Here is a 12125-nt window from a genome sequence, read left to right as displayed (position 1 = left end):
TGAAAAGCTCGACATCATGTTCATTGGCTTTATTCTTTTCGTGCTTATCGTGGAGGGTCTTAAATAGTGTTAACACGCCCTAGTAAGTGATACGCCTTCACCAAAACTAATCGAAAAATTTTTACGTCCCCAAAATTGAATTTCAACTCCATCTGCATTTGCAAATTCACCCTTTTTTCTTCTTTTACTTAAATCATCTAACGCCGCTTTAATTCTATTCAAGGGATACCTTTCGCTCATACCAAGCGGTCTAATAAGCTCGCTCGCAATGTTATCTACGATCCATTTTTGACCACCGTTTGCAAAACGTTCTTTCCATTCGCCTACTTTTGTTTCGAAAGTTCTTAATTCTTGAATGGTATCAATTTCAGCTTCGCTCTCACTCGCATCATCACTTTCTGCTGCCTGCAAAAATGCAACATGAAGCGATGCAGCCAATTCCATAGGAATATCCAATGTTACTTTTCCACATGCCATAATTTTTCTCCTTTATTGATTCAGGATAATATATCGACGATATCGATAGAAAGTTGCGTGCTATTTTTAGTGCCATATTTTTAGTGCCATGCTTAGCATAGCCTGCATAATAACATTAGTTTTTTCGAAAAGAGTTAAAGCATGCTCTCGCTTGCGTTTAAGGAAAAAATAACCAAAAAAACCTGTTTGATTATCGATAATTAGAACCGTCGCTTTGCCTATCTGGATTGTCGGTTCTGCCACAGAGATACCTCGTTCCTCATACTCTTATCGGCAATTTTTTGAAATAGTTGCTTCCAATCTCAAGGGGTCAAGTCTTTACCTTTTACTTTGTAGCACAAAGTCTTCTCCAGTGCGCTTATCACGTGATCGTAATAAATCGAAAAAACGCCCGTTCGTTGTTTTTCGTGAGCTGTCCGATGTGTTTAACATTTTTCCCGTGCGTGCTTCTAGAATCATGGCCGGTTCAGAAGATGTTAGAAGATGTGATGGATTGTGTTTTAAGCTCAGTTGAAAAGTAAAAAGTAAAGACTTGACCCCTTTTTCACGGCATAGCTCAGTTGGTAGAGCGCTTCACTCGTAATGAAGAGGTCACCAGTTCGATTCTGGTTGTCGGCTCAGGAGTGAAAAATCAAGACGTGCCCTCCTCTGTTTTTTATTGACTTTTGCTTAGCGCTAAGCTATTTTTCCAGCTATGTCATTACATCAGTATGCCAAAATCTTAGGGAGGCGTGGCGGGCAAGCTCGAGCCAAAACGCTTTCAGCTGAACAGAAAAAAAACATTGCCGCTCAAGGGGCAAAAGCCCGCATACAATCTCTGCAAATTGCACAAAGAATTGAAACAAATTTTCGGTATCTCAAAGCCATCCATGAACTCTCCCTTCCACCCAAAGTAAAGTCTCGCAAAACTGCTCCAGAAAAGCTGCCAGGAGTTTATGTTTAAAGATGAAAGCTATATTGAAGAAGTTGGGCAACTCTTGCGGGATCTTGAAAAATTAACCCTGTCACCTGTGCTGGTGGGCGGAATGGCTTTGGTTATTTTGGGCTCACGACGAGTCACTGAAGACTTTGATATCCTGATTGCCAAAAACAATGATCTTCAAGAGCAGATACTTTCACTTTTTTACTCGCGTGGTTTTGAGCTCGCTTCAAAGATAGATCAACAAGGAACTATTCTCAATACAATCAACAATCAAAAAGTTGCATCCATTCGGATGCATTTAGATAAGCCTTCAAGTGCATATTTTCTTAAAAAGAAAAGCGGCCTGCGCATCGACCTCCTTTTTGACTTTCCACTCCCTGCCGTGGAACTTGCCAAACGGGCGCAAAAAAAGAAAATTCGCTCCTATACATTTTATGTGGCTGCAAGGGAAGATTTGATTCGACTCAAAGAGATTGCTGTCAAAAACCGTTCACGAAGTACAGACACACAAGACTTAGAGTTTCTTCAGCAACTTGATAAAACTGAAACTATTTCGTGAAGTAAATCGGGGACATTATTTTTTTGAGCAATAAGGAATAAACGTGTGAAATTTAAAATGACATGGGAAGAAATGAAGGCTCGCATGTGAGTTCCCAGAAAACCAAGCGCGTTTTTTCATGATATTCTCATGGATTTTTACTCTGTCATTTCCTGCAACTTTTATGGAATAAATCTACCTCCCCGCTAACGCCCTATTTCCACGGATGCGATATCTGCCTGGTTTTGGATATTCTTGAACGCAGGCCGCGTACACAACGGCTGAAGTGTAATTGGCGTGAACTTGAGTTTCGCCTTCTTCTTCAAAAAGATATTTGTATTGAGAAGACTTGAGAAAAAGTTCCGAAAAATGGTCTGAACCTAAGGCCGTCATTCCCAAGATCGCTGGCAATCTTGCCTTTTCATAATTTAAAGAAGCTAGTCCCAAATTCATCAGCGCTTCATCAATCTCTCTTTCTTGAAAAGATGTTTGATATAAACGTGTCATCTTTAAAAAACGTTCGTAAGCCTTATCAAGACATGCAAACGTATTTTTTTGAGAAGCACGCCCATCACACTTAAAGTGCTTTGGAGTGATTCCATTCCACATAAATCCAAAATGCCTTACCTGAGGACATTTCTGCGCGATGACACTTCTTACTTGGGCAAGATCACTCATGAGCATCCCTTTCTCAAAACTTCGTCTAAGGTGAGTTGAGGGAAGCTAGACCAGACCTAGCTTTTCCGTCAAGGCAAGTTTAAAATAAAAAGCCCTCTTGCGAGGCTTTCAATTTCCTTTCACTTTTTACACTTTTTTGAAATATATTCTTGCTAAGTGAACGTGCGTCATGACTATACTTTCGCTTTGGCTCCTTTTGTGATACAAAAAGCCAAATGGAGGGAAAGACGTATGCAAACTAAAATGACATGGGAAGAAATGAAAGCTCAATATCCTAATGAATGGCTCCTTATCACTGATTTTGAACTTGATGAATATGGACAAATCATTTGTGGAATAATTGAACGCCACTCAAAATTAAAACGTGTGGCTGCTTTGCCTCCAATTGTTAATCAAGACACTGCCTTTTTTTACACAGGGGAATCAGCATTTTTAGGAATGAGAAGTCATGCGGTAAACCACAACTCCATTTGATACAAACAAACATCACATCCACACCAATTTCTTTGTATCTCATCCCGTTACGGGCACAAAACATGTTTTTAGAGGCATTGTTGATACAGGTGCACCCAAAACAGAATTTTCTGACATTGTTTTAATCCAGGCTGGTTTTATTGAAAACCATTCAGATGAAATAAAAGTAAAGAAAGGATTACAAACTCAAAAATATGGAAAAGTTTTATTGCCACAAGTTGAAATTTGTGGTCGCCATTTTGATCTGCTTGAAGTTTTCGTCTCAAAACTCGATGAATCTTGGGGAATTGATGCGCTTATCGGTCTTGATTTCTTTCGAAAATTCCGCGTTACGGTCGACTACCAGATAGGTTTTTTAATTACAGAAATATATTAAAATCTTACGCCAATAAAAAAGCCCTCTTGCGAGGGCTTTTTTAGTTTATTCAATTGCGCTGTCTATTTTTTGCTAAACACAAACTCGTGTCTTTTGATAGCTGTTGCTGCTGGGTTTGCTTTTTCCACTGCTGAGGCTACTCCGTAAACAGTGTATTTCAAAGAGTTTGCGCCGGTTTCAATTTCCCATGCGTTGCGTGAATCGATGCCTGCGTCGCACACATTTTTTGCTTTGTCGGTGCAGCGAATAGCGTAACGTTGTTGGCTTCCGGTTGGAGTTGTTGCTGCTACCGCTCCGTATTGTCTCACTGGTTTGTTCGTGGCAAGATCAATTTCTTCTTGAGTCAACGTTGTGTCCGTCCATGTCCAAACTTCTTTTCCACCTTCGTAGGTGATGGTTGCTACTACATTGCTACCTTCGGTTTTCACATCTGCGTTCAACTTCAATCCTTTCATGCTGGGATTAATTGAATCTACAATGGTCCCCTCATAGTGGCCTGGAGTGAGAGTGTTTACACCTGCTTCTGCTAATACTGGAACAAGCAATACCGCTACCAACATGAACAACTTTTTCATACTATCCCCTTCAAAAAAGCTAAACCAACACGGCTTAGGCTCGAATAAGTTCTAAAATTCTTTTTGGATCTAACTTTGATGCTTCAGATTCTCCGCGACACGTGTACCAACATTTTGTACACGCTGGCGCTTTTACTTTTTTGGGATCATAGTCACTGTAATGCGCAACACGTGGAAGTTCTGAACATTGTTGAACATAACCATCGGGCGTAGCTTGCAGCCAAAGCTTGCCAGCCTTGCAGTTGCCGATGCCACCCGTTTTGAAATACTCTGGAATGCGATCTAAATAGTAGTCGGAATTTTTGATATTTTTCAATTCACGCTTCGTGCGTTTGATATCTTTTATAAGTTGCTGCAAATGTTTGAAACGTTCTGGGCTAATCATGTCGGCATCGCGATCTTTTTTCAACGTGCAATAGGATGAATACGAAATTTTCGCGCCCCACTCTTTTGCTTTGTGCGCAAGCGGAATAATGTGCTCCATATTCGAATCCATAATAATAGTATTGAGCGCAACGTTGTATCCCTTCGCCGTGAGCTTTGGAACAATATTTTCAATGTGCTCGTACAAGCCTTCAATTTTTCGCTGATCGCTGTGTTGCTTTCCAATATAATCGAGTGAAACAGAAATTTGATTCACACCCGCATTGTTAAGCCTGGCCGCGGTTTCCTCATTGAGCAACGCTCCATTGGTAATGATGGCAAGGTAATGGCAATATGGTCTTAAGCCTGCAAGAAGTTCGTCGAAATTTTTGCGAAGCAAGGGCTCACCACCAGAAACTGAACACACTACAGGCCGAAACTTTTTCACCAATTCCGAATAGTCTTTCATTTCATTGGGACTTTCCACTTCCCAACACGCACAAAAACCACACTTGGCGTTGCAGTGCTTTGTGAACTCTAAGTTTACGAGTCTTGGATTTTGCGTGAGAAGACAGCGAAAATATGAATAGACGCCTCTCAAACGAGAGGGAGATTTGCTTAAATCACCGTGGAGGAGTTTCATGGTATTCCTTTTCAGCTTTTTGTGGGAGAAGGTGACCATTTCTGATACACTCTTGAACCCAGATTCGGAGACTGGCCCTAGCACCTAGACCCAGAAAGGTCAACTTTTCCGAGCTTCGAATTTACTTTACATACTGCCCCTATTCTTGCTATTTGGCAGGGAATTTAGCCTCTGGAGACGATGTTGAAAAGTGAAGCCCTCATCTATGTGCCCTCAGACACCCCTGAGGCTATGGTTCTTGCCACACGTGCAGTTGCAGGCGTACCTCCCATCATCAGAGCAGTTATGACCCTCAAAAAAAGTGGGCTTTCTGCTGTCACTCTTCTGGCTGAAAAATCCCAAAAAAGGAAGATTGAGCGGTTTTTAGGCCGCTTTAAGGGCGATCAGCTCCCAAAGGTAAGCATCATCTGTTACGATGACCCTTACCGCGTAAGCCCCGTCACCCTTGCAGAAATTGTGGATTCACTCGATCAACGCTTTTTTGTGATCAATTCAAACCTGCTCTTTGATGAGCATATGTCCAAGCGCCTGGCCAACCTTCCCGTGCACGGGCACGAATTTTTGAGCTACAAAGAAGGCATTCACTTCTTGCCCTTTATTGACACTACTCAGCAAGCGTTCAATACGCTGACACGCTATGTAGAAGAAGCTCCACGCTCCATCGAAAATTGTTTACACATGTTACACACTTCTCTGAAGGCAAAAGTGGTGCAAAACACTTCCAGCAACGTGAGCTTTCTTATGCAGCGCCTGCGCGACCGCGCGGTTGCCGAAAAGTTTTTGGCTGAAAATATTCGCCACAGCACTACCGGCCCCGTAGCAAAACACTTAAACAAACGTATTTCGCTGCCCATTAGTTTGCTGCTTTCGAAATTGTGGATCAGCCCTCACGCTATCACCGCTTTCAACATTATTATTGGGCTTCTCTCTGGCGTTTTCATTGCTGATGGCCATCACTATTGGACGATCTTGGTGGGAGCAACGCTGTACCAAGCGGCATCGGTCATTGATGGCTGCGACGGCGAGGTGGCCAAACTCACGTTTAGAGCCAGCCGCTTTGGCGAGTTCATCGATACCATCAGCGACAACCTTTCACTTGTCAGTTTGTTGGTTGGTATTGTGGGTGGCTACTGGCGGCACTCCCATAGCATGAGCACTTTCTGGATTGGTGGATTACTCATCGGTTCATTTGCCCTCACCCTTGGCCTTATGATTCGCGTTATGAAGAAACGTTCCGAATCTGCAAGCTTGGTTGCGTTCGATAAAGATTATCTTCAGCATTTGCCGCAGTCTTATGGAAAATGGCTTATCAAACTTATTCACACTGGAAAATATTTACTGAAAAAAGATCTTGTTTCCCTTACTGTATTTCTTTTCGCCCTCGTGGGAAAAGCCTACTGGTGGTTCTTTGCGGCCACCCTTGTAGCAGTAAGTGGCGCACTCGTTCTTTCATATTTGGCCTTTAAAGATACACTTGCCCCACGTTTTTCACAAGCACCTGCCCGTGAAAAAGCTGCAAGTTTCTCAAAGTAGGTTACTCACTTTATCATGATGTTCTCTTCCAAAAAAGCCGTGATGTTCGATTTCGACGGAACTCTTGTAGATTCCATGGGCACCTTTGCCACCATTGCAGCAAAAGTAATGCACAAATACTATGAACTTCCACTTGAACTTGGTGTGGAAAAATATATGCAAACTTCAGGCATTCCTTTTCACTATCAGCTTGAAGTTTTATTCCCCGGAAACACACTCAACAAGCAGGCTGCACGCGAATTTGAAGAAACAAAAAAAGAAGATTATTTTGATAAAATTATTTTCCCTGGCGTACCAGAAACGTTGCTCGCGTTGAAAAAGAAAAACATCAAAACCATTGTTTCTTCAAACAACTTTCAAGAACTCATCGATACCTTTGTAGAAAAACGTCATCTCGTTTTTGATTTTGTCCTTGGCTTTGAAGATGGTTTCGAAAAAGGCCCACATCATTTTGAAGCGACGATGAAAAAATTTTCTCTCAACCCAAGTGACATTCTTTTTGTTGGTGATTCACTCCATGATGGCGAGCGCGCACTTGAGGCAAATATAGATTTCGTGGGCAAAGAAGGAACATTTAGCACAGCAGAATTTCATGCTCGTTTTCCTCACTCACCTGTTGTAGCCAACATCGACCAACTCCTCAACTTGCTTGACTAAGAAGGATATCACATGGACGCCATTATACTTGCAGCTGGGCTTGGAAGCCGGCTCAAAGACAAAACTGAAGATCGCCCAAAGGCCTTGGTGGAAGTAAATGAAAAACCGCTTATTGCTTATGCACTGCAAGGTTTGAAAACATTTGACGCCAGCAAAGTCACTGTAGTTACGGGTTACATGTCTGAACTATTCACAGAACATCTTCACAGTTACGCACCTGAAGTAGAAACTGTTTTCAATGCTCGCTATCGTTTGGGAAGCATCATCACCCTTCTCACCGCTTTGGAACAAGCAACGGATGATGTTCTCATTATGAACGTAGATCACATTTATCCTGCAAAACTTTTCAAACGCATTCTTCAAGCGCCACGAAAAAACATCACGGCCATGTGTGATTTCGACCGCACGCTTGTAGAAGATGACATGAAAGTAAAATGCGACGAAATGGGAAATCTTGCCGCCATTCACAAACAACTTTCAGACTTCGACGGTGGTTACATCGGCATGACCTACTGCCCCAAAGATAAACTTGCTCTTTACACCCAAGCCGCACATGAAGCCCTGCAATGCTTTGGCGAGATGGCGCCTGTTGAATGGATTTTAGGCTTGCTTGCTGAAAACGGAAACACTATCTCTCTTTGCGACACTTCAGGTATTTCGTGGCTTGAAGTGGATAATCAATCAGATTTAGAACATGCCGAAGAATCGCTTCGTACAAACAAACTTTTTCTTCTATGACTCGAAAAAAAAATAAAATTTTACACATTCTCTTTCTAGGCATTGGAGCTTATCTCCTTTTCTTTCTCATCAAAAAAATTGGTATCTCTACCATTGTGGAAAATATAGGCCAAATTGGATGGGCCTTTGTACCACTGCTGTTCATTAGTTTTTCGTGGTATGTTTTTTACGCTTTGGCTTGGTTTCAATTTTTATCAAAATCAAAAGGCTCAATTCATTTTTGGGAACTTTTTCGCATTAAGATTGCCGGAGAGGCAGTAAACACGCTCACTCCAGCCAATTTCATTGGTGGCGATCCCATGCGCATTTACTTGCTGAAACGTTATTTCCCCGTCACCGAAAGTGCTGCTTCAGTTGTAGTGGATCGAACACTTCACAGCATGGCCACGTTGTTTATGGTGTTCTTTGGCGTAATTGTTTCATTTTTGAGCTATGATCATTTTCCCAGCAATGTAAAATTTGGCATTCCTTTGGTGATGTTGGTTGCCATGGGCTTTATTGGTTTTATTTTTGTTCACCAACGCAGGGGTATTTTTGGTCTTCTGCTTCAAGTCTTGAAAAAAACTGGCATCAAAAAAGAATTTTCTCAAAAAACCGTAGATCGCTTTCAAGAATTGGATGAGCATATTGTTTCGTTTTATCAAGAAAGTCACCGTGGATTTATGACGGCGCTTGGCTTTCACATTGCCGGTCGTCTGCTTGGTGTGCTTGAAGTGTACGTAGTAGGAAAAACTATCACGAACGAATTTTCACTGTTTATTGCTCTTGTGCTCACAGCACTTTCGCCCATGATTAATACGGTATTCACCTTTGTGCCAGGCGCGCTTGGTGTCATGGAAGGCGCTTACTCCGGAGTGCTGTATTTGATGGGGCTTGATCCTGCGCTGGGCATCACCATCCAAATTGCCAAAAGAATTCGCGCTGCATTTTGGATTGCTTTGGGCATCGCCTTTTTAAACACCCGCGACCGCACGAAAGTATGGGAAGAAAAAGAGCTGATTGAGAAAGTGTGATGGATACACTGTCATCACGAGGAGCAATAGCGACGTGGTGATCTCGATTTTTGAATTGTCAGAGCAGATTGCCACTCCGCCTGAGGCGGATTGCAATGACAGAGTTATTTTAAATTATTGGATCGTATCTTGAGAGAAACCTAGAGCACTCTTTACTCTTCAAACATTTTGGCGCAGTCGGGATCGCTTTCGGCAAATTCACACATGCGTTCGGTGATTTCTTCGATGACTTGTTCGTCTTCGATATCAAAATCTTGCGTCACCACATCCCACACTTTTTTGCGCACTTTTTTCTTGAGACGTTCGCGCTTATCGCTTCCTGAACCCGCAGCCTTCAAGCCTTCAAGCGCTGCATAATGTTCGGCAGCTTCTTGCGTAAGCACTTCATGCGGCACATCAACACCGTTTGTTTTTTCAATTTTTTCTCGCAAGGTCTTCTCTACACTGCCCTGCTGCAAGCTTTCCGCCGAGGGCTTGTTTCCAAGAAGAGATTGTATCCATTTTACCGACATAATGTACTCCAGTGAGTTTTGTATCTAGTTGATTTTCCAACTTTTTTCAAGTGTTTCCTGCTTACATTTCTATTATCGCAGTCTAGCCTTAAGAGTTGCTAAGTTTTTTCATTTTTCTCATTTATTTAGGATTTTCTTGAAAAAGCAGAAATAAAGGCGAGGGCTTGGGGAGAGAGATGGCGTTGGTGTTTGGTGATGAGGCCGATATTTCTGCTGTTTTTGAGTTCACGAATAGAGAGAATTTTGTGGCCTTTGAGCGCACTGCGTTTTGCAGAAAGCGCAGACATCAGCGCAATACCTACGCCTTTATCCACAAGGCTTAACATGGCCTCGGGATAATGCATCTCCATAGCCACTTGTGGGCGAAGACGCTTTTTTTGAAACGCCGCTTCAATGAGATCGCGGGAAAGTGAACTGGCGGGATACACAATAAGTGGTTCAGCTTTTAAGTCTCTCACCGAAATTTCTTTTTGTTTTGCAAGACTACTTTTAAGCGGAACAACCGCAACAATGGAATCGTGATACAAAATATGAGCTTTCACATTCTCCGGCAAATCGTGACATACCACCAAGCCAAAATCGAGTTTGTTTTGCGAAACATCATCAATAATTTCGCCGCTTGGCTTCACAAACGCCGTCACCTCAACATGCGGATGTTTTTTTCGAAAACTTGCTAAAATTTCTGGGGCAAATTCGATAGCTGCTACGTCTATCATTCCAAAACGAACATCTCCTTTTCCAACGCCTTCAATTTGTTTGACGCTGTTTTCAAGATCGCGCGCCAACGCCAGCAGCTTCACCCCTTCTTGATAGAGGTAGTCTGCCGCAGCCGTGGGGAAGGTTCGCTTTTGTGCATCAAAAAGCTTTACGCCAAGAATCTCTTCAAACACCTTTATATGCTGACTTACCGCAGACTGGCTGAGGCCAAGCTGGCGCGCAGCCTTGGTATAACTGCGTTCCTCGTAGAGAGTTCTGAAGATTTTGAGCTTTTGTAAGTCCATAAGTAAAACTTCTCGCTATTAGAATTATAATTAATTTGACTAATTCATCCTGCTTCGATAATCAAGCGCCAAATTAAGATTTAACTATCGCATCAACAAAGGAGAAAATATGACACAAGTTAAAACTATAGCCCCAGCTGAGGGGAAATTAGGCATCTTGCTGGTGGGCCTGGGCGCTGTGAGCACCACGTTTATAGCCGGCGTGGAAGCCATTAGACGCGGACAATCGAAACCCATTGGATCACTTACACAAATGGGAACCATTCGCTTGGGGCAACGCTCTGAAAAAAGAAGTCCGCTCATTAAAGATTTCGTTCCGCTGGCAAAGCTAGAGGACATCGTCTTTGGCGCTTGGGACGTTTTTGAAGATAACGCATACGAAGCAGCAAAAAAAGCTGCGGTGCTTAATCCTCAAGACTTAGAACCTTTGAAAGAGGTTCTCTGTCAGGTGAAGCCCATGAAAGCAGCGTTTGATCGCAATTGGGTAAAAAAACTTGATGGAAAATATTTTAAAACAGGCGAAACAAAACGTGACCTTGTAAATCAGCTTATCGATGACATTCGTAGATTTGAAGACATAAATCGCGCAACTCGTTCTGTTGTGGTGTGGTGCGGATCAACAGAAGTGTATATTCCACTTAAACCTGTCCACATGTCGCTAGAAGCTTTTGAAAAAGGGCTTGATAACAACGATGCCGATATTGCACCTTCAATGTTGTATGCTTATGCAGCTCTTTCTCTTGGGATTCCATACGCAAATGGTGCTCCAAACTTAACAACAGATACCCCTGCTCTTCTTGAACTCGCACGAAGAAATAATGTTCCTCTTTGTGGAAAAGATTTTAAAACAGGCCAAACCTTGATGAAAACTATTTTGGCACCAGGCTTTAAAGCGCGCCAATTGGGCATTAGCGGTTGGTTCTCTACCAACATTTTGGGAAATCGCGACGGCGAAGTGCTTGATGATCCAGAGTCTTTCAAGTCAAAAGAAGTAACAAAACTGGGAGTGCTTGATACTATTTTGCAACCAGAATTAAATCCAGATTTGTACGGTAACATGTACCACAAAGTGCGCATCAACTATTATCCTCCACGTGGTGACAACAAAGAAGGTTGGGATAACATCGATATTTTTGGATGGATGGGATACCCAATGCAAATCAAAGTGGATTTCTTGTGCCGCGATTCTATTTTGGCAGCACCACTTGTGCTTGATCTTGCGCTGTTTATGGATTTGTCAAAACGCGCTGGACTTTCTGGTATTCAAGAGTGGCTTTCGTTCTACTACAAATGTCCAATGGTGGAAAAAAATTATCCCGAGCACAATATTTTCATTCAAGAAATGAAATTGAAAAACACCCTTCGCTTCATGATGGGCGAAGATCCTGTAACGCATGTTGATTGGGAAAGTTAGTTCGGTTTATTTTGTTACAAAATAATGCGGCGCGGAAAGCTAGATACATAAAGGCTCCCGCGCCGTTTTTGTTACTGTCATCCTCGCGAACGCGGGGATCCAGGGGTTTTAATTGAATTCAAATTGTGGATTGTATCTTGAAGTGAAGTTGAATTTGGAAGAGAAAGAAAAGAGAGGAAGTGATGGCGTAAAGTGGATAGGTCATAAAAGA

The 12125-nt window shown here is 42.4% G+C and carries 14 protein-coding genes and 1 tRNA gene; 9 read left to right on the top strand and 6 right to left on the bottom strand.

Going from position 1 to position 12125, the window contains the following annotated elements:
- Positions 1-69 precede the first annotated feature (69 nt).
- A complete protein-coding gene (locus COV43_06575) occupies positions 70-477 on the bottom strand; it encodes a hypothetical protein (protein ID PIR25194.1) in 408 nt (135 codons plus the stop codon).
- A 545-nt stretch (positions 478-1022) separates the two neighbouring features.
- On the opposite strand from COV43_06575, the gene COV43_06570 reads away from it, so the two are divergent.
- The 3 genes from COV43_06570 to COV43_06560 all read left to right on the top strand — a co-directional run bounded on the left by COV43_06570 (position 1023) and on the right by COV43_06560 (position 1958).
- Positions 1023-1095 (top strand) — tRNA-Thr (locus COV43_06570).
- A 76-nt stretch (positions 1096-1171) separates the two neighbouring features.
- Positions 1172-1420 (top strand): hypothetical protein, encoded by a 249-nt coding sequence (locus COV43_06565; GenBank protein ID PIR25193.1) that lies wholly within the window; start codon positions 1172-1174, stop codon positions 1418-1420.
- Entirely contained in the window at positions 1413-1958 is a 546-nt protein-coding gene (locus COV43_06560) for a hypothetical protein (protein ID PIR25192.1), read from the top strand. Before COV43_06565 ends, COV43_06560 begins: the two co-directional genes overlap by 8 nt.
- 174 nt (positions 1959-2132) lie before the next feature.
- Here the strand turns inward: COV43_06560 and COV43_06555 are convergent, their stop codons facing one another.
- The gene (locus tag COV43_06555) at positions 2133-2621 is read right to left on the bottom strand and encodes a hypothetical protein (protein PIR25191.1); all 489 of its coding nucleotides are present in this window, start codon (positions 2619-2621) and stop codon (positions 2133-2135) included.
- Positions 2622-2846: 225 nt separating this feature from the next.
- Here COV43_06555 and COV43_06550 point away from each other — a divergent pair, with 225 nt between their 5' ends.
- A complete protein-coding gene (locus COV43_06550; protein PIR25190.1) occupies positions 2847-3089 on the top strand; it encodes a hypothetical protein in 243 nt (80 codons plus the stop codon).
- A 438-nt stretch (positions 3090-3527) separates the two neighbouring features.
- Here COV43_06550 and COV43_06545 read toward each other — a convergent pair whose 3' ends face one another.
- Complete coding sequence (locus tag COV43_06545; protein ID PIR25189.1) at positions 3528-4040, bottom strand: hypothetical protein; 513 nt, start codon at positions 4038-4040, stop codon at positions 3528-3530.
- A 34-nt stretch (positions 4041-4074) separates the two neighbouring features.
- On the bottom strand, positions 4075-5085 hold the full coding sequence (locus tag COV43_06540; protein PIR25188.1) for a hypothetical protein: 1011 nt from the start codon (positions 5083-5085) through the stop codon (positions 4075-4077).
- A 141-nt stretch (positions 5086-5226) separates the two neighbouring features.
- Here COV43_06540 and COV43_06535 point away from each other — a divergent pair, with 141 nt between their 5' ends.
- The 4 genes from COV43_06535 to COV43_06520 are packed head-to-tail and all read left to right on the top strand — an operon-like array spanning position 5227 to position 8987.
- A complete protein-coding gene (locus COV43_06535) occupies positions 5227-6579 on the top strand; it encodes a hypothetical protein (GenBank protein PIR25187.1) in 1353 nt (450 codons plus the stop codon).
- Between the two features lie 15 nt (positions 6580-6594).
- Positions 6595-7236, top strand: a complete 642-nt coding sequence (locus tag COV43_06530; protein ID PIR25186.1) for a hypothetical protein — start codon at positions 6595-6597, stop codon at positions 7234-7236.
- Positions 7237-7248: 12 nt separating this feature from the next.
- Positions 7249-7974, top strand: coding sequence for a hypothetical protein (locus COV43_06525; GenBank protein ID PIR25185.1), 726 nt, complete (start codon positions 7249-7251; stop codon positions 7972-7974).
- Positions 7971-8987 (top strand): hypothetical protein, encoded by a 1017-nt coding sequence (locus tag COV43_06520; protein ID PIR25184.1) that lies wholly within the window; start codon positions 7971-7973, stop codon positions 8985-8987. The genes COV43_06525 and COV43_06520 overlap by 4 nt, the downstream gene beginning before the upstream one ends.
- Positions 8988-9139: 152 nt before the next feature.
- Here the strand turns inward: COV43_06520 and COV43_06515 are convergent, their stop codons facing one another.
- Both COV43_06515 and COV43_06510 read right to left on the bottom strand, forming a co-directional pair.
- On the bottom strand, positions 9140-9499 hold the full coding sequence (locus tag COV43_06515; protein PIR25183.1) for a hypothetical protein: 360 nt from the start codon (positions 9497-9499) through the stop codon (positions 9140-9142).
- 125 nt (positions 9500-9624) lie between these two features.
- Positions 9625-10500: a hypothetical protein gene (locus COV43_06510; protein PIR25182.1), complete on the bottom strand. Its 876-nt coding sequence runs from the start codon at positions 10498-10500 to the stop codon at positions 9625-9627.
- 109 nt (positions 10501-10609) lie between these two features.
- On the opposite strand from COV43_06510, the gene COV43_06505 reads away from it, so the two are divergent.
- Positions 10610-11914: an inositol-3-phosphate synthase gene (locus COV43_06505; protein ID PIR25181.1), complete on the top strand. Its 1305-nt coding sequence runs from the start codon at positions 10610-10612 to the stop codon at positions 11912-11914.
- The last annotated feature ends 211 nt before the right edge of the window (positions 11915-12125 follow it).

Source organism: Deltaproteobacteria bacterium CG11_big_fil_rev_8_21_14_0_20_42_23, assembly GCA_002796345.1.
Taxonomy (GTDB): Bacteria; UBA10199; UBA10199; order 2-02-FULL-44-16; family 2-02-FULL-44-16; genus 1-14-0-20-42-23.
Note: the sequence above shows the minus strand (reverse complement) of the source record. Positions and strands in the feature narration are given on the sequence as shown.